Origin of the sequence: Streptomyces sp. NPDC098101 (assembly GCF_044760185.1) — a bacterium.
Taxonomy (GTDB): domain Bacteria; phylum Actinomycetota; class Actinomycetes; order Streptomycetales; family Streptomycetaceae; genus Streptomyces.
On the sequence record NZ_JBIWAS010000004.1, the window covers coordinates 646,788 to 666,087 of the forward strand.

Annotated in this window: 5 protein-coding genes; all 5 read right to left on the reverse strand. The window is 74.1% G+C overall.

Features of this window, described 5'->3' with window-relative positions:
* Positions 1-153: 153 nt before the first annotated feature.
* The 5 genes from ACIQVI_RS21260 to ACIQVI_RS21280 all read right to left on the reverse strand — a co-directional run bounded on the left by ACIQVI_RS21260 (position 154) and on the right by ACIQVI_RS21280 (position 19,137).
* Complete coding sequence (locus ACIQVI_RS21260) at positions 154-5,799, reverse strand: condensation domain-containing protein (RefSeq protein ID WP_403598030.1); 5,646 nt, start codon at positions 5,797-5,799, stop codon at positions 154-156.
* A 65-nt stretch (positions 5,800-5,864) separates the two neighbouring features.
* Positions 5,865-7,715, reverse strand: coding sequence for an amino acid adenylation domain-containing protein (locus ACIQVI_RS21265; protein ID WP_403598032.1), 1,851 nt, complete (start codon positions 7,713-7,715; stop codon positions 5,865-5,867).
* 8 nt (positions 7,716-7,723) lie between these two features.
* Positions 7,724-8,758: a TauD/TfdA family dioxygenase gene (locus ACIQVI_RS21270; RefSeq protein ID WP_351972316.1), complete on the reverse strand. Its 1,035-nt coding sequence runs from the start codon at positions 8,756-8,758 to the stop codon at positions 7,724-7,726.
* A 60-nt stretch (positions 8,759-8,818) separates the two neighbouring features.
* Positions 8,819-9,616 (reverse strand): alpha/beta fold hydrolase, encoded by a 798-nt coding sequence (locus tag ACIQVI_RS21275; RefSeq protein WP_351972315.1) that lies wholly within the window; start codon positions 9,614-9,616, stop codon positions 8,819-8,821.
* On the reverse strand, positions 9,613-19,137 hold the full coding sequence (locus ACIQVI_RS21280; protein ID WP_403598036.1) for an amino acid adenylation domain-containing protein: 9,525 nt from the start codon (positions 19,135-19,137) through the stop codon (positions 9,613-9,615). The genes ACIQVI_RS21275 and ACIQVI_RS21280 overlap by 4 nt, the downstream gene beginning before the upstream one ends.
* Positions 19,138-19,300: the final 163 nt, after the last annotated feature.

Consider the following 19,300-nt stretch of genomic DNA (forward strand, 5'->3'; position numbering starts at 1 on the left):
GGTTCCTCCGGTAAGGGGCCGAGAGACCGGGGCGAACGGTTCCTCTCGCCTCCGTGCCCTTCACGCTAGGCGCGGCTCCCCCGCTCCCGGGGCAGTCGGACCGGCGGCTCCGGGCGGCAGAAGGCGCCGTCCGGAGCTGCCGGTGCCGGTCCGTCAGCGGCCCTGGCGCGCCCCCGCCCTGGTCCGCCGCCGCAGCGCCGGGACGGCGGGCGGACGGGGCGGCACCGGTCCGGAGGAGGCGGGCGGCACGTCGGCGGGAGCCCGGCCCGTATCGGCGGACGTCCGACCGGCGTCGGCAGGAGCCCGGCCCGCGTCGGCGGGCACCCGGTCCGCGTCGGCGAGGCGCCGCGCGAGCGAGGCCGCGGTCGGGTTGCGGAAGACGTCCCGCAGGGTGAGGTCCCGGCCGAGTTCGGCGCGGATCCGGTTGAGCAGCCGGACCGCGAGGAGGGAGTGCCCGCCGGACTTGAAGAAGTTGTCGTCCCGGCCGAGGGGCCGCCCGCCGAGGACGTCGCGGAAGAGGGCGAGCAGCTCGTCCTCCCGGGCGGCCGCGCCCGGCGCCTCCCCCTCCGGAACGAGGTCGGGGTGCTCGCCGGGGGCGGGCAGCCGGTCCACGACGACGACCCGGGCGGGGACCAGGTACTCGGGCAGCCGCTCGGCGGCGAAGGCCCGCAGCTCCGCCTCGCCGGGAGCGCCGGAGCCCCCGGGACCACCGGAACCACCGGGACTCCCGGGCGTACCGGGCGTACCGGTGACGGTGACGTACGCGTACAGCCGGTCCTCGCGGACGGCGACGCTCGCCCCGGTCACGCCGGGACGGCCGGTCAGGACGTCCTCGATCCGTCCGGGCTCCACCGGGTAGCCGCCCGCGGTGAGGACGGCGACGGGCCGCAGGGTGCCGTCGGCGGCCGGGAAGGCCCGCCGGCCGGTGGGCCGCGCGCCGCCGCCGGGGGCCGGCGCATACACCTCGCCGGGCACCCGTACGGGTGCGGGGCGCCCCTTCTCGTCCCGTACGGCCTCCGGTCCCGAGGGGGCGGCCGGGCCGTACTCCGGGCCGGACAGCGGGAGTCCGGGGTCGGCGGCGAACGCGTCGAGGGTCTCGACGAGGCGCCGGGCCAGGAGGCGGGCGGTGTCCTCGTCGTAGAGGGCGGTGGCGTATTCGAGGGCGCCGCGCAGCCCGGCCGGGGCGCCGTCCGCGCCGGTGAGTTCGGTGAGCGCGAAGGTGAGGTCGGACTTGGCGCCGACCGCGCGGAACGCGACCGGTTCGCCGTCCAGGACGCTCGGGGCGCCGGGGGCGGCCGGGGTGCTCGCGGCGTGGACCTGGAGCATCACCTGGACGAGCGGGGCGTGGGCGGCGGAGCGGTGCGGGCTGAGGTGCTCCACGAGCCGGTCGAAGGGGAGGTCCTGGTGGCTGTAGGCGGCGAGGCCCGTCTCGCGGACGCGGTGCACCAGGTCGGTGAAGGCCGGGTCGCCCGAGGTGTCGGTGCGCAGCACCAGCGTGTTGACGAAGAAGCCGACGAGGGGGTGCAGGGCGTCGTCGGCGCGGCCGGCGACGGTGGTGCCGATCGCGATGTCGGTGCCCGCGCCGTGCCGGGTGAGGAGGGCGGCGAGGGCGGCCTGCACGACCATGAAGAGGGTGGCGCCGCCGCTCCGGGCGCGGCGCAGCAGGGCCCGGTGGGTGGCGGCGCTCACGTCGAAGCCGGTGAGGGCGCCGGCCCCGTCGCTCTCCGCCGGGCGCGGCCGGTCGGTGGGCAGGGCGAGCAGCGGCGGCAGTCCGTCGAGGGCGGTGCGCCAGTGGGCGAGTTGCCCTGCGGAGAGCCCGTGTTCGCCGTCGAGGAGGTCGCGCTGCCAGAGGGTGTAGTCGGCGTACTGGACGGGCAGCGGCTCCCAGTCGGGGGCACGGCCCTCGGTACGGGCCCGGTAGGCGGTGTCGAGGTCGGCGAGGAGGCACGGGGTGGACCAGCCGTCGGCCGCGATGTGGTGCAGGAGCAGCACCATCACCTGGCCGCCGTCGGCGCCGGTGACGAGCCGGGCCCGGAAGGGGATCTCGGCGGCCAGGTCGAAGACGTGCCCGGCGGTCTCGTCGACGGCCGCCCGCAGCGCGTCGGGGCCGTCGGCCCGGACCTGTTCGAGGACGGGCACGGCGCCGTCGAGGACCTGCTGGTGGGGTTCGCCGCCGGTGGAGCGGTAGACGGTGCGCAGCACCTCGTGCCGGGCGGCGACGTCCGCGAGGGCGGCGGCGAACACGGCCGGGTCCAGGGGGCGGTGGAGCCGGGTCACCACGGGGATGTTGTAGGTGGCGGACGGCCCTTCGAGCCGGTTCAGGAACCACAGCCGGCGCTGGGCGGAGGAGAGCGGGATCCGCTCGGGCCGCGCCTCCTCCGGCACCGGCCGCAGAGCGGGACGGGCGGGCCCGGCCTCCTGCTCACCGAGCCGCCGCAGGAGCTGGCGGGGCGTCGGAGCCAGGAACACGTCACGGATGGCGGCCTGGAGACCGAGGGCCTTGCGGATCCGGTTGGTGAGCTTGCCCGCGAGCAGCGAGTGTCCGCCGAGCTTGAAGAAGTTCTCCCCCGGCAGCACCTCCTCCCGCCCCAGGATCTCCGCGAACAGTCCCCGCAGGATCTCCTCCCGGGGATCCGTGACGGCCCCGACCCCGTCCCGTACGCCCTTTCCGGACGCGGTACGGCTCCGCCCGGCGGCGGCGAGGGCCTCGTGGCGCCGGTCCAGGTCCCGGCGCTCCTCGTCGGTGACCAGGCGGACGGCGTCGAGCGGCGTGTCGGCGGGCCGCTCGGCGAGGGCGGTCAGCGCCCGCCGGAACAGGTCGAGGAGGAGGAGCGCGGTCCCCTCGTCGTACAGGTCGGTCGCGTACTGGAGTCCGAGCAGCACGCCGCCCGGTTGGCCGTCGGGGCCGAGGGTCTCGGCGCAGTGGAAGCCGAGGTCGAACTTGGCGGTGGCCAGGTCGGCGCCGTCCAGGGTGCCGGAAATGCCGCCGAGGCCACGGGCCGTGTCCTGCGCCTCCCCGGCGGTCTGGGCGCTGACCACGACCTGGAAGAAGGGGTGCCGGCCAAGGGACCGTTCGGGGTTCAGGTCCTCCACGAGCAGGTCGAACGGCAGGTCGTCGTGCGCGAACGCGGCGAGGTCCGCGTCCCGTATCCGCCCGACCAGCTCCCCGAGCGTCGGATCGCCCGACAGGTCGGTGCGCAGGGCAAGGGTGTTGACGAAGAACCCGACCAGGTCGTGCAGGGCCTCTTCCGGCCGCCCGGCGACCGGCGTCCCGACCACCAGATCGGATCCGGCGCCCGCCGCCCGCAGGGCGAGGGACAGCGCCGAGCGCACCACCATGAAGAACGTCGCCCGCTGCGCGCGGGCGAGGCCGCCGAGCGCCTTGTGGACGCCGGCGTCGACCTCCGTGGTCACCAGGGCGCCCCGCCGCTGTCCGGGCTCGGTCGTCCGGGGCCGGTCGGCGGGCAGCCGCGTCTCCGCCGGAGCGCCGTCGAGCGCCGTACGCCAGAAGTCCAGCCTGCTGCCCAGGAAGTCGTGTCCGGCGTCGAGGAGGTCGCGCTGCCAGAGGGTGTAGTCGGCGTACTGGACGGGCAGCGGCTCCCAGTCGGGGGCACGGCCCTCGGCGCGGGCCCGGTAGGCGAGGTCCAGGTCCGCGAGGAGGCGGTCCACGGACCAGCCGTCCGTGGCGATGTGGTGGACGAGCAGCACCAGCACCGCCGTCCCGTCCTCCACCTCGAACAGCCTGACGCGGAGGGGTGGTTCAGTGGTCACGTCGATCGTCGTCCGGGCGAAGTCCGTCGCCCGCGCCCGCGCTTCGCCGACGGGGGTGCGCTCCTCGACCTCCACCCGTGTCCCGGGCGCGTCCACGACCCGCTGGTACGGTTCGCCGTCCCGCGCCGGATACACCGTCCGCAGCACCTCGTGCCGCCCGGTCACGTCCCGCAGGGCCGCCTCCAGGACCGCCGCGTCGGGCAGGGCGTCCAGCCGGAGCACGACGGGCGCGTTGTACGCCGACGACGGGCCTTCGAGCCGGCCCAGGAACCACAGCCGGCGCTGGGCGTAGGAGAGCGGGATCCGTTCGGGCCGCGCCTCCTCCGGCACGGGCCGCAGGGCGGGACGGGCGGGACCGGCCTCCTGCTCGCCGAGCCGTCGCAAAAGCTGGCGGGGCGACGGAGCCAGGAACACATCACGGATGGCGGCCTGGAGGCCTAGGGCGCCGCGAATGCGGTTGGTGAGCTTGCCCGCGAGGAGGGAGTGTCCGCCGAGCTTGAAGAAGTTCTCTCCCGGCAGCACCTCCTCGCGTCCCAGGATCTCCGCGAACAGACCGCGCAGGATCTCCTCGCGGGGGTCCGTGGCGGTACGCGCCCGGTCGCCGTCGCGCGGCTCCTTCCGGGCGCCGGCGCGCTGCCGCCGGGCCTCGGCGAGTGCCCGGTGACGGCGGTTGAGCCCTCGGCGCTCCTCGTCGGTGAGGAGGTCCACCCGTCCCAGCGGCGTGCTGTCCGGCCGCCCGGCGAGGGCGGTCAGCGCCCGCCGGAACAGGTCGAGGAGGAGGAGCGCGGTCTCCTCGTCGTACAGGTCGGTCGCGTACTGGAGTCCGATGCGCAGCCCGTCCGGCCCGCCGTCCGCCCCGAACAGCTCCAGGCAGTCGAAGCTCAGGTCGAACTTGGCGGTGGCCAGGTCGGCGCCGTCGAGGACGGCCGGGATGCCGCCCAGGTGGTAGGGGTCGTCCTGCGCGGTCCGCGCGCTGACCATGACCTGGAAGAAGGGGTGCCGGCCGAGGGACCGTTCGGGGTTCAGGTCCTCCACCAACAGGTCGAACGGCAGGTCCTCGTGCGCGAATGCGGCGAGGTCCGCGTCCCGCACCCGCTCTACCAGCTCACCGAGCGTCGGATCGCCCGACAGGTCCGTGCGCAGCGCCAGCGTGTTCACGAAGAACCCCACGAGCTCGTGCAGCGCCTCCTCCGGCCGCCCGGCGACCGGCGTCCCCACCACCAGGTCCGACCCGGCGCCCGCCGCCCGCAGGGCCAGGGACAGCGCCGACCGCACCACCATGAAGAACGTCGCCCGCCGGGCACGGGCGAGGGCGGTCAGGCCCCGGTGGGTCCCGGCGTCCAGGTCCAGGGTCACCGCCGCGCCCCGCCGCTGCCCGGGCTCGGTCGACCGGGGCCGGTCGGCGGGCAGCCGCGTCTCCGCCGGGACGCCGTCGAGGGCCTCGCGCCAGAAGGCCAGTTGCTCGTGAGCGGTGCTGTCGGGGTCCTCGGGGTCACCGAGCATGTCCCGCTGCCAGAGGGCGTAATCGGCGTACTGGACGGGCAGCGGCTCCCAGTCGGGGGCACGGCCCTCGGCGCGGGCCCGGTAGGCGAGGTCCAGGTCCGCGAGGAGGCAGCCCACGGACCAGCCGTCCGTGGCGATGTGGTGGACGAGCAGCACCAGCACCGCCGCCCCGTCCTCCACCCCGAACAGCCTGACCCGTACGGGCAGTTCGTCGGTCACGTCGAGGGTGAGCCGTGCGAACTCCGTCGCCCGCGCGTCCACCTCCCCGGCGGCCACGCCCCGCTCGACCTCGAACGGCACCCCGGGCGCGTCCACGACCCGCTGGTGCGGCTCGCCGTCCCGCGCCGGATACACCGTCCGCAGCACCTCGTGCCGCTCCACCACGTCCCGTACCGCCGCCTCCAGCACCCCCGCGTCGGGCATCGACCCCAGCCGGAGCACCACGGGCGCGTTGTACGCCGACGACGGACCTTCGAGCCGGCCCAGGAACCACAAGCGGCGCTGGGCGTAGGACAGGGGGATCACGATTGCTGCTCCTCGGGAGTGGCGGAGGCGGGTGGGTGAGCCGGTGACGGGGGCGGGGGCTGCGGTCAGGCATCCTTCGCGGCCGTCAGCTCCTCGATGTGGGCGGCGAGGTCGCGCAGCCGGGGGTGGGCGTAGACGGCCTTGACGGGCAGCGCGACGGAGAGTTCGGCCCGGACCCGGGAGACCAGCTTGATGGCGAGCAGGGAGTGGCCGCCGAGCTTGAAGAAGTTGTCGTCGGGGCCGATCGACGCGGCTCCCAGGACCTGGGTCCACACGCGGGCGATCAGCTCCTCCGCCGCGCCGCTCGGCTTCCCGGCCGCCCCGGGCCCCCGGTCCGCCGGCGTGTCGACGCGGGTGGGGAGCGCGGCCCGGTCGAGCTTGCCGCTGGGGGTGGTGGCGAACCGGTCCACGGCGACGTACGCGGCCGGGACCATGTACGCGGGCAGGGCGGCGGTGAGCGCGGCGCGGAGCGCGGCGGCGTCCCCGCCCCGGTGGTAGGCGATCAGGCCGGGGGTGCCGCCCGCGTCCTCGCCGAGGACCACGGCGGCCTCGGCGACGCCGTCCACCCGGGTGAGGGCGGCCTCGATCTCGGGGAGTTCGATGCGGTGGCCGCGCAGCTTGATCTGGCCGTCGGCGCGGCCGAGGTAGACGAGCCGGCCGTCGGGGAGCCGCCGGCAGCGGTCGCCGGTGCGGTACGCGCGTCCGCCGGACGGGTCGGCGACGAAGCGTTCGGCCGTCAGGCCGGGGCGGTTGCGGTAGCCGCGGGCCAGGCGCGGGCCGGTGAGGTACAGCTCGCCGGCCTCCCCCTCCGCCACCGGGGCGAGGCGCGCGTCGAGGAGCCGGGCCCGGAGGCCGGGCAGGGCGGTGCCGATGTGCGGTTCGCCCGGCCGGTCGACCCATCCGGCGGTGGCGTCGACGGTGCACTCGGTGGGCCCGTACACGTTGAGGGCGCGCAGGAGGCCGGAGGCGTGGGCGGCGGCCAGGCGGTCCCAGAGCGCCGGGCCGATGGCCTCGCCGCCGACGAGGAGCGTCAGCGGGCGCGGGCCGCCGTCCGGGGTGAGCAGGTCGAGCAGCGGGTCCGCGTGCGAGGGGGTGACGTCCAGGTCGGTGAGGGCCTGTTCGTCGACGAGGGCCGCGAGGAGGGCCGGGTCGCGGCGGGTCTCCTCGTCGATCATGACGAGGGTGTCGCCCCGGCAGAGCCGTATCCACTGCTGGACGGACGCGTCGAACGACGGGGAGGCGTTCCAGCCGACCCGGCGGCCCTCGCCGGTGGCGGCGCCCGCCCCTTCGAGCTCGCGCAGCAGCAGGGAGACGGCGCCGCGGCCGATCTCCACGCCCTTGGGGCGGCCGGTGGAGCCGGAGGTGTAGATGACGTAGGCGAGGGTGTCGGCGGTGACCGGGACGGGGGCGTACGGGGCGGGGGCGGCGTCCCGGGCGTCCGCGTCCGTCAGCTCGGCGAGCGTCACGGCGCGGGTGCCGGGGGCGGGGGATCCGGCCGTGCCGTCCGTCACCACCAGGTCGGCGCCGGAGTCCTCGACCAGGTAGCGGCGGCGCTCGGCGGGCAGGGCGGGGTCGACCGGCAGGTAGGCGGCGCCCGCGGTGAGGGTGCCGACGATGGCGGTGACGAGTCCGGCGCCGCGCGGCAGGCAGAGCGCGACGACGCTCTCCGGTCCGGCGCCGAGGGCGGCGATCCGGGCGGCGAACGCGGCGGCCTCGGCGCGCAGTTCGTCGAAGGTGAGGGTGCGGTCGTCCGCGACGACGGCGGTGCGGCCGCCGGGGGCGGTGGCGAGCCGGGCGAGCAGGTCGGCCGCGCCGGTGCCGGCGGCGCACGTGCCGCAGGAGCAGGAGTCCGCGGCGTGCTCCCCCGGGAGGGGGGCGGGCCGGGTGGCGGGGCGCTCGGGGAGGACGGCGGTCATGGCGGGGCTCACCTTCCGTACGGGGCGGTGGAGGGGGCGGAGGTCGGGGAGCAGGCGGACAGCGGCACCGGCTCGCCCATGGCGACGAGGATCTTGCGGTCCCCGGTGTACGACTCGCGGCCGTGGGCGCAGAGGATGTTGTCGACGAGCATCAGGTCGCCGGTCCGCCAGCTCTCCCGCACGGTGACCGCCTGGTAGGCGTCGTTGACGGCGTCCACCTCGGCGTCGGTGAGGGCGGTGCCGTCGCCCAGGAGGGTGTGGAAGGGCAGGCCGTCCTCGCCGAACGTCTCGGTGAGGACCTCGCGGACGTCCTCGTCGAGGCTGCGGGCGTTCCAGAACGCGAAGTGGTTGAACCAGACGCGCTCGCCGGTCACCGGGTGGGTGATGATCGCGGAGCGGCGCTGGCGGGTGCGCAGGGTGTCCTCGTCGAGCCATTCGTAGCCGATGGCGTGGTCGTCGCAGTACGCCTCGGCGCCCGCCGGCTCGTCCGAGGAGAACGCCTTGCGCCAGGGCATCCCCGCCAGGTCGGAGTAGTTGCGGACGAGGAGCCAGCCGGCCTCGGCGAACCGGTCCACGAGGTCCGGCGGGAGCAGGGCGAGGGCCTTCCGCATGTCGCCGACGGTGGTGGCGCCGCCGGTCTCGGCGGCGGTGACGCAGCCGAAGAGCAGCACGCCGGGGAAGTCGAGGGTGTAGCTGTTCTCGTTGTGGAGGCGGATCGGCTGGGCGGCCGGGAGGTCGGTGGAGGAGAAGACGCCCTCGCCGAAGTCGGTGCGCGGGGTGGCCTTCTCCTTGTAGCCGGCGCGCTCGGCGATCAGCGCGTCCCGCGCCTCGGCGAAGGTCGCCGCGTCCGTGACGGGCAGGCCGCGCAGCATGACCGCGCCGGAGCGGTGCAGCTCGGCCTGGATGTCGGCGCGCCGGTCGGACAGCCACGCGGCGGCCTCGGCCATGGTGCCGAAGGCGGGCGTGTGGAGGATCGCCGGCTTGCCCGGCTCGCGGACTACGGTGACGCCGGCGGCGGCCGGGCTGGGGGCGAACGTGGTCATGGCGGGTTCCTCGTCTTCCGTGGGAAGGGGGTTCGATGGGTGTTTACGGGGGGGCGCGGGTCAGGCGGCCGTGGTCGCGGAGGCGCGCAGGGCGTCGAGGACCGGGTTCAGCCGGGCGAAGAAGCCGGGCAGGTCCTGCTGGAAGTAGAAGTGGTCGCCGGGCAGCACCTCGGGCTCGACCGGCCGTCCGGAGACGAGGGACCAGCCGTCGAGCATGTCGGCCGGGACGATCGGGTCGGCGTCGCCGCCGAACACCGCGACCGGGCAGTCGAGCCGCACGCTCGGGGCGGTGCACCGGTAGACGTCGTCGATGGCGAAGTCGGCGCGGATGGACGGCAGGACGATCTCGCGGAGCTCCGGGTCGTCCAGGATGCCGTCGTCGGTGCCGCCGCGCTCCTTGATGGCGGCGACGAGCTGGTCGTCGTCCAGCCGCTCGGGGTGCACCGGGCACTGGTTGGGCAGGACGGGCGCCCGGCAGGCGGAGGCGATCAGGCCGTACGGGGTGCGGCCGCCGGCCTGGAGGGCCCGGGTCACCTCGAAGGCGACCAGGCTGCCCATGCTGTGCCCGAGGACCACCAGGGGGCCGGTGTCCGAGGGGAGGGCGTCGACCACGGGGAGCGCCAGGTCGTCCACGGACTCGGGCAGGTCCTCGCTGTAGCGGGCGCCCCGGCCCGGGTACTGGCCGATCAGCAGCCGGACGTCGGCCGGCAGGTGCTCGCGCCACGTGCTGTACGCGTGGGCGTTGCCTCCCGCGTGCGGCAGCACGAGCAGCGACAGGCGGTGCGGGGCGTCTCCGGGGAGGTCCCAGACGACGTCTTCGGGGGCGGGGGCGGAGGCGGGGTCCGGGAAGGAGGTCATGAGCTGATCCGTTCTGTCTCGGTACGGCGGCGGAGGGCGGGTCGGGCCTTCTTCGCCGGGGCGGCGGTGGTCTTGAGCGCTTCGACGTGCGCGGCGAGCCGGGCGGGGGTCGGGTGCTGGAAGACGTCGCGGACGGTGAGCCGCACGTCCAGGGCACCGGCGATGTGGTTGGTGAGGCGGGCCCCCAGGAGGGAGTGGCCGCCGTGGTGGAAGAAGTCGTCGTCGACGGTGAGGTCGGCGGGGGCGTCGAGGACGCGGACGAAGAGGGCGAGCAGGGTCTCTTCGAGCGGGGTGCGCGGGGCACGGCCGGAGACGGCGACGACGGCCGGCTCGGGAAGGGCACGCTTGTCGATCTTCCCGTTCGGGGTGAGGGGCAGCCGCTCCAGGAACGTGAGGTGGGCCGGGACGAGGTGCTCGGGCAGCCGGTCCGCCACGTGCCCCCGGACCTCTTCCGGAGGGACGTCGCCGTCGGTGACGACGTACGCGGCGAGCCGGTCCTGGTGGACGGTGACGACCGCCTGGGTGACCCGGGGATGGGTCAGAAGTGCGGCCTCGGTCTCGCCGGGCTCGACCCGGAAGCCCCGGATCTTGATCTGGTCGTCCACCCGGCCCTCGTAGAGCAGATGACCGTCCCGGTCGAAGCGGGCCAGGTCACCGGTCCGGTAGAGCCGACCGGACCCGAACGGGTTCGGTACGAAACGGATGGCCGTCAGATCCGGCCGACCGAGGTAGCCGTGCGCCAGGCCCTCACCGGCGAGATAAAGCTCCCCGGTCACACCCGGCGGGCACAGGTTCAACCGGGCGTCGAGGACGTAACTCCCCTTGTTGACCAGAGGAGTTCCGATCGGGACGAGGGAGTGCGGTTCGTCGCCGGGGGCGATGGGGTGGGTGGTGGTGAAGCCCATGGACTCGGCGGGCCCGTAACCGTTGACGATCTCGATGCCGGGCTTGAGCCGCTGGAGCTTGTGCACGTGCGCCGGAGAGGCGGCCTCGCCACCGGTGAAGGCGACTGTGACCGAGGCGAACGCTTCCGGGTGCTCGTCCACCAGGAAGTTGAACAAGCTCGCCGACAACTGCAACATCGTCACACCGTGACGGCGGGACAACTCGCTGATCAGTACGGGCTCGGGCCGCTGCCCCGGCTGAAGCACGGAGGTTCCGCCATGCAGCAGTGCACCCCAGAACTCCAGACTGAACGCGTCCCAGGAGACCGGCGAGCACTGCAAGAACACCTCACCCGGCCCGAACCTGCCGTACGACTGACCACTCACCGTCGACACCAGATTCCGGTGCGAGGACAGGATCCCCTTCGGACGGCCCGTCGACCCCGACGTGAACATCAGGCAGGCGGAGTCGTCCGGGCCGATCGGCAGACCGAGGTTGCCGGTCCCGAGGGACGGGAGCTCGGCCGGGGCCTCCGTGTGGGTCGCCCAGGGTCCGTCGATGCGCGCGGCGAGGGACAGGCAGGTGAGGAGGTGGCGGATGCCGGCGTCGGTGGCGGCCGAGCGCAGCCGCTCGTCGGGGAAGTCCGGGTCCAGGAGCGTGTACCCGGCTCCCGTCTTGACCACGGCGATCACGGCCGCCGCGAAGTCCGCGCCCCGCTCAAGCAGCACACCGGCCATGTCGCCCCGGCGCAGCCCGCGCTCCCGCAGCAGCCGGGCCCAGCGGTTGGCGGTGCCGTTCAGCTCGGCGTACGTGACGCTTCGCTCGCCGTCGATCAGGGCGACGCGGTCCGGATGGCGGGCGGCCTGCTCCTCGAACCGCTCGACCAGCGAGGCGTCACCCACCTCGGCCGTCGTCCCGGCCCACGGACCGGTCAGCAGCTCACGCTCCGCACCCGACAACACGTCCAGGCCCGAGAGCCGGACACCCGGCTCGTCCAGCACCTGAACCAGCACCTCACCGAGAGCCGTCGCCAAGCGCCGTACCGTCACCTCGTCGAACAGCTCCCCGGCGAAGAGCACAGCACCGTGCAGGCGCCGGCCGTCGTCGGAGCGGAGCAGGAACTCCAGGTCGAACTTGACCGATCCGTTCGCGAGGCCCGAGAGCTCGGAGGTACGGACACCGGCCAGGTCCAGTCGCGGGGCTGTGCTCGCCTCAAGGCCGAGGCAGATCTGGAAGAGGGGGTGGCGGGAGAGCGTACGGGTGGGGTTGACCGCCTCCAGGACGAGGTCGAAGGGGGTCTCCTGATGGGCGAAGGCGTCCAGGTCGGCGGTACGGACCCGGCCCAGGAGTTCGCGGAACGTCGGGTCGCCCGCGCTGTCGGTCCGCAGGACCAGCGTGTTCACGAAGAACCCGACCAGGTCGTCCAGCGCCTTGTCCCCACGACCCGCCACCGGCGAACCGATCGCCAGGTCGGACCCCGCACCCCACCGGGTCAGGGCCGCGACCAGGGCCGCGTGGACCACCATGAACGGCGTGCACCCCTCGCTCCGGGCGAAGGCGGTCACCCGCGCGAAGACGTCCGCACCGAGATCGACGTCGACCTGACCGCCCAGGTGGGAGGCCTTCGCCGGCCGGGGCCGGTCCAGGCTCAGCCCGTGCTCCTCGGGAAGGCCTTCCAGCGCCCCGCGCCAGAAGCCGAGTTCCCGGCCGAGCACGCTGTCCGGGTCGTCCGCCGTGCCCAGTACGCGCCGCTGCCAGGCCGCATAGTCGGCGTACTGAACGGCCAGCGGGGCCAGGACGCTGGTCTCCGCTCCCCCGACCCGGGCCTCGTAAGCCCGCTCAAGATCCGCGAAGAACACCCCGCTCGACACACCGTCGGTCGCGATGTGGTGCACCACCAACAGCAGCACCGACGACCCGTCACCCAGGTCGAACACCACCGCCCGCACCGGAATCTCCGCCGCCAGGTCGAACACCCGACCCGCCTCCGCAGCCAACTCGGCATCAATGAGGCCGCCTTGGGTGCGTCGGAACTCCACGCTCACACGTGCCTGCTCCGGCGGAAGGATCCGCTGGTGCGGCTCGCCGTCCACGGTCTCGAAGACCGTCCGCAGCGGAGCATGACGCTCCACCACGTCCCCCAACGCACCCTCCAGCGCCGCCAGCTCCAGCGCACCACCCTCCAGACGCACCACCATCGGCACGTTGTAGGCCGCGCTGTCGCCGTCGAGCTGCGAAAGGAGCCACAGCCGCCGCTGTGCGTACGAGGCCGGGGACAGACCGTCCCCCTCCCCCGCCACCAGCGCCGGAAGGGCATCCCGTACGTCCCCCTCACCCGCGACCAGCTCCGCGAGGCCCGCCACCGTCGGGCTTCCGAACACGTCCCGGATCGTCAGCCGGACGCCCAACGCGTCCGCGATGTGGTTCGTCAGACGCGCCGCCAGCAGCGAATGGCCGCCGTGGTGGAAGAAGTCGTCGTCGACGGTGAGGTCGGCGGGGGCGTCGAGGACGCGGACGAAGAGGGCGAGCAGGGTCGCTTCGAGCGGGGTGCGCGGCGCACGGCCGGAGACGGCGACGACGGCCGGCTCGGGAAGGGCGCGCTTGTCGATCTTCCCGTTCGGCGTGAGGGGCAGCCGCTCCAGGAGGATCACGTGCGCGGGTACGAGGTGCTCGGGGAGCCGGTCGGCCACGTGCCGCCGGATCTCCTCCGGGTGGATGTCGTCGTCGGTGACGACGTACGCGGCGAGCCGGTCGTGGTGGACGGTGACGACGGCCTGGGTGACCCGGGGATGGGTGACGAGCGCGGCCTCGGTCTCGCCGGGCTCGACCCGGAAGCCCCGGATCTTGATCTGGTCGTCCGCCCGGCCCTCGTAGAGCAGATGGCCGCCCCGGTCGAAGCGGGCCAGGTCACCGGTCCGGTAGAGCCGGCCGGATCCGAACGGGTTCGGTACGAAACGGATGGCCGTCAGGTCCGGCCGACCGAGGTAGCCGTGCGCCAGGCCCTCACCGGCGAGGTAGAGCTCCCCGGTCACACCCGGCGGGCACAGGTTCAACCGGGCGTCGAGAACGTAACTCCCCTTGTTGACCAGAGGGGTTCCGATCGGGACGACGGTGTGGGGCTGATCGGTGGCCTCGATGAGATGAGTCGTCGTAAAGCCCATCGACTCGGCCGGCCCGTAACCGTTCACCACTTCAACGCCGGGCTTGAGCCGCTGGAGCTTGTGCACGTGCGCCGGAGAGGCGGCCTCGCCACCGGTGAAGGCGACTGTGACCGTGGCGAAGGCCTCCGGGTGCTCGTCCACCAGGAAGTTGAACAGACTCGCCGACAACTGCAACATCGTCACGCCATGACGGCGGGACAGCTCACTGATCAGTACGGGCTCGGGCCGCTGCCCCGGCTGCAACACCGAGGTCCCGCCGTGCAGCAGCGCACCCCAGAACTCCAGACTGAACGCGTCCCACGACACCGGCGAGCACTGCAAGAACACCTCGCCCGGCCCGAACCTGCCGTACGACTGACCGCTCACCGTCGACACCAGGTTCCGGTGCGACGACAGGATCCCCTTCGGCCGGCCCGTCGACCCCGACGTGAACATCAGGCAGGCCGTGTCGTCGCCGGTCAGCTCGACGCCCAGGTTCTCCCCGGACAGGTCGCCCAGCTCCCCGGGCGAGCAGGAGACGGTCCGCCACGGTCCCTCCAGGCGTCCCGCGAGGCGGGGGCCGGTGACCAGGACACCGATGCCGGCGTCGGTGGCGGCCGAGCGCAGCCGCTCGTCGGGGAAGTCCGGGTCCAGAAGCGTGTAACCGGCTCCCGTCTTGACCACGGCGATCACAGCCGCCGCGAAGTCCGCACCCCGCTCAAAGAGCACACCGGCCATGTCGCCGCGCCCCAGGCCGTACGAACTCAGGTGACGGGCCCAGCGGTTGGCGACGGTGTTCAGCTCGGCGTACGTGATGCTCCGCTCGCCGTCGACCAGCGCGACCCGCTCGGGGAACCGCGCCACCTGCTCCTCGAACCGCTCGACCAGCGAGGCGTCACCCACCTCGGCCGTCGTCCCGGCCCACGGACCGGTCAGCAGCTCACGCTCCGCACCCGACAGCACGTCAAGCCCGGAGAGCCGGACGCCCGGCTCGTCCAGCACCTGAACCAGGACTTCACCGAGGGCCGTCGCCAAGCGGCGTACCGTCGCCTCGTCGAACAGGTCGGCGGCGAAGAGCACGGTGGCCCGGAGCGACTTCGCGTCGCCGGAGCGGAGGAAGAACTCCAGGTCGAACTTGGCGGATCCGTTGGAGACCTTTTCGACGGGCCCGGTCCGCACGCCCTTCAGCGCGAAGGCCGCTTCTCCGTCGGATTCGAGGCCGAGGCAGATTTGGAAGAGAGGGTGGCGGGAGAGCGTACGGGTGGGGTTGACCGCCTCCAGCATCAGGTCGAAGGGGGTCTCCTGGTGCGCAAACGCGTCCAGGTCGACAGCTCGCACCCGGCCGAGCAGTTCGCGGAATGTCGGGTCGCCCGAGCTGTCGGTCCGCAGGACCAGCGTGTTCACGAAGAACCCGACCAGACCCTCCAGCGCCTTGTCCCCACGACCCGCCACCGGCGAACCGATCGCCAGATCGGACCCCGCACCCCACCGGGTCAGGGCCGCGACCAGGGCCGCGTGGACCACCATGAACGGCGTGCACCCCTCACTCCGGGCAAAGGCCGTCACCCGCGCGAAGACATCCGCACCCAGATCGACCTCGACCTGACCGCCCCGATGGGACGCCCGTGCCGGCCTCGGCCGGTCCAGGCTCAGCCCGTGCTCCTCCGGCAGCCCCTCCAGCGCCCCGCGCCAGAAGCCGAGCTCCCGTCCCAGCACGCTCCCGGGGTCGGCCGCATCGCCCAACACCCGTCGCTGCCAGGCCGCGTAGTCGGCGTACTGGACGGCCAGCGGGTCCAGGACGCTGCTCTCCGCTCCCCCGATCCGGGCCTCGTAGGCCCGCTCCAGATCCGCGAAGAACACCCCACTGGACACACCGTCGGTCGCGATGTGGTGCACGACCAGCGACAGCGCGGCCGACCCGTCAGCCAGGTCGAACACCACCGCCCGCACCGGGATCTCCGCCGCCAGGTCGAACACCCGGCCCGCCTCCGCGGCCAGTTCCGCGTCCAGGTGCGCCGTCTCCACCCGGCGTCGCCGGATCGTCGGCTTCGCGCGTTCGGGCGGAAGGATCCGCTGGTGCGGCTCGCCGTCCACGGTCTCGAAGACCGTCCGCAGCGGAGCATGACGCTCCACCACGTCCCCCAACGCCGCCTCCAACGCCGCCAGGTCCAGCGCACCACCCTCCAGCCGCACCACCATCGGCACGTTGTAGGCCGCGCTGTCACCGTCGAGGCCGGCGAGGAGCCACAAGCGCCGCTGTGCGTACGAGGCCGGGGGCGGCCCGTCCCCGTCTCCCTCCCCCGCCACCAGTGGGGGAAGGACGTCTCGTACGTCTCCCTCGTCCCCGACCAGTTCCGCGAGGCCCGCCACCGTCGGGCTCCCGAACACGTCACGGATCGTCAGCCGCACGCCCAGCGCGTCCGCGATGTGGTTCGTCAGCCGCGCCGCCAGCAGCGAATGACCGCCGAGCGCGAAGAAGCTGTCGTCGATGCCGATCGGGTCCGTCGTCTCCAGCGTCGTGCCGAAGAGGGCGACGAGGGTCTCCTCCGTCCGGGTGCGCGGGGCGCGCCGGGTGGTGAGGAGGGCCGTCGGGGCCGGCAGGGCCCGCTTGTCGATCTTGCCGTTGGGGGTGACGGGCAGCCGGTCGACGAGGGTCAGATAGGTGGGAACGAGGTGCTCGGGGAGCCGGTCGGCCACGTGCCCCCGGATCTCCTCCGGGTGGACGTCGCCGTCGGTGACGACGTACGCGGCGAGGCGCTTCTCGTGGACGGTGACGACGGCCCGGGTGACCCGGGGGTGGGTCAGGAGCGCGGCCTCGGTCTCGCCGGGCTCGATCCGGAAGCCCCGGATCTTGATCTGGTCGTCCGCCCGGCCCTCGTAGACGAGACGTCCCTCGCCGTCGAAGCGGGCCAGGTCGCCGGTCCGGTAGAGCCGGCCGGGTCCGAACGGGTTCGGCACGAAGCGGGTGGCCGTCAGGTCCGGGCGCCCCAGGTAGCCGTGGGCCAGGCCCTCGCCGGCCACGTACAGCTCTCCGGTGGTTCCGGGCGGGCACAGGTTCAGGTGGGGGTCGAGGACGTAGGCGGGCTTGTCGACCAGGGGGGTGCCGACCGGAATGACGGCGTGGGGCCGGTCGGCCGGTTCGACGGCATGGGTCGTGGCGAAGATCATCACCTCGGCGGGGCCGTATCCGTTGAGGACCGTGATGCCGGGCCTGATCCGCTGGAGCTTGTGGACGTGGGCCGGGGAGGCGGCCTCACCGACGGTGAAGGCGGTGGTGACGGTGGCGAACGCCTCCGGGTGTTCGTCGGTGAGGTAGTTGAAGAGGGTGGCGGACAGCAGGAGCGTGGTGACGCCGTGCCGGCGGGCCAGTTCGGCGACGAGGGCCGGTTCGGGTTTCTGTCCCGGCTGGAGCACGACGGTGCCGCCGTGGAGGAGGCCGCCCCAGAGCTCCAGGCTGAACGCGTCCCAGGAGACCGGTGAGCACTGGAGGTAGACCTGGTCCGGGCCGGTGGGCAGGTAGGGCTGGCCGATCAGGGTCGACGTCAAGTTGCGGTGGGACGACAGGATCGCCTTGGGCCGGCCCGTCGAGCCCGAGGTGAACATCAGGCAGGCCGGGTCGTCGGGGCCGACGGGGAGGCCGGGGTTTCCGGGGCCGTAGGAGAGGAGTTCGCCGGGGGCCTCGGTGTGGGTCGCCCAGGGGCCGTCGAGGCGTCCGGCGAGGGACGGGCGGGTGAGGAGGTGGCGGATGCCGGCGTCGGCGGCGGCCGCGCGGAGGCGCTCGTCGGGGAAGTCGGGGTCGAGCAGGACGTGGGCGGCGCCGGTCTTCAGTACGGCGAGGAGGGCGGTGGCGAAGCGGATGCCGCGCTCCAGGAGGATGCCCGCCAGGTCGCCGCGGCTCAGGCCGCGTGCGCTCAGGTGGCGGGCCCAGCGGTTGGCGGCGGCGTTGAGTTCGGCGTACGTGACGCTCCGGTCGCCGTCGATCAGCGCGGTCCCGTCGGGGTGCCGGGCCGCCTGCTCCTCGAAGCGTGCCACGAGGGTCGTGCCGGCGGTTCCGGTGGTTGCGGCGGGGTCGGTCACCGGTCCGGCCCACGGGCCGGTGAGCAGGGCGCGTTCGGTCTCCGTCAGGACGTCGAGGTCGGCGATCCGGCGCTCGGTCGGCCGGTCGGGGGCGAGGACGGTGGTGAGGAAGGCGGCGAAGCGGTCCTGGTGGGCGGCGACGGACGCCGGGTCGACGTCGTGGACCGGGGTGTCGAAGTCGATCCGCAGGCCGTGCGCGGCGCCGAGGTCGAGGACGGCGACGGCGAGGTCGTCCACCGGGCCGTTGCTGACGTTGTGGTTGAGGGTCGGACGGCCGCAGACGGTGAGTTCCGCGTGGAAGCCCATGATGTTGAGGACGGGCGCGGCGAGGCGGCGGGAGCCGTCGACGACCCCGGCGTCCCGGCACAGGTCCTCGTAGCGGGTCAGCTGGTGGCGCAGGCCGTGCTTGACCTCGGCGGCGGCCGCGCGGACCAGGGCGCCGAGGGTTTCTCCGGGGCGTATCCGGAGCCGGAGCGGCACCACGTTCGACGACATGCCGGGGGTGCTGCGGGCCTGCCGGGTCGTGCGGCCCGTCACCGGCAGGGCGAGGACGAGTTCCTCGCGGCCCGTGACGCGGTGCAGGTAGACCGAGAAGAGGGCCACGAGGAGGACGGACCAGGAGACCCGTTCGCCGCGGGCGACCGCCCGCAGCCGGTCGGCGTCCGCCGCGGACACCCGCACGCTGCGGCGCGCGAAGGGCAGGCCGCCGTGCGCGGCGGGGGCCCGGCCGGTGCCCCGGACGAGGCCGGCGGGCGCGTCGGGGGCGCCGACGAGGTGTTCGCGCCAGGCGGCCAGGTCGGCGGCGGCCCGGTCGGAGTTCCGGTACTCCGCGTCCTCGGCGAGCAGGTCGGTGAGGCCGCCGAACGGGGAGGGCCCCCAGGGTTCGCCCGCGACGGCCCGCTCGTACAGCTCGATCAGGCGGGCGAGGGCCATGGACACGCCCACGCCGTCGACGACCAGGTGGTGGAAGCCGTAGAAGTAGAAGTACCGCTCCTCGCCCAGTTTGAGCAGGGCGCAGCGGACGGGCGGGCGGCGGGTCAGGTCGAAGGGGGTGCTGATCATGCCGTCGATCAGCCGCCAGGCCTCGGCCTCCGGGTCGTCGGCCGCGCTGACGTCGGTGAACGGGAGGTCGTGGGCGCCGGCGGCGTCGGCGTCGGCGGGGTCGATGAGCTGCCACACCTGCTCGCCGTCGTCCTCGAAGCCCCGGACGCGGAGGAAGTCGGCCTCCTCCGCGAGCCGGCGCCAGGCCGCCGCCATCAGCTCCGGGTCGACCGGTCCGAGGATCTCGCGGCACTCGGCGACGTTGTACTTGACGCCGGTCGGGTCGAGGGCGTGTGCCGTCCAGATGTCACGCTGGGCCACCGAGAGCGGCAACCGGACGGCGGCCGGAGCGGGTGCGACGGGCGTGTCGAACGGCATGGAGGGCTCCTGGAAGAGGAAGTCGCGGCGGCTGGCTGGAGGCGGGGGCGGTGACCCCGGGGACGGTGGCCCCGGGGGTGGGCGGTGCCCCTGGGGCCGGGCGGTGACTCCGGGGCGGGCAGTGGCCATACAACCCGTGGGGGCGGGCCGGGAGCGGCAGTTG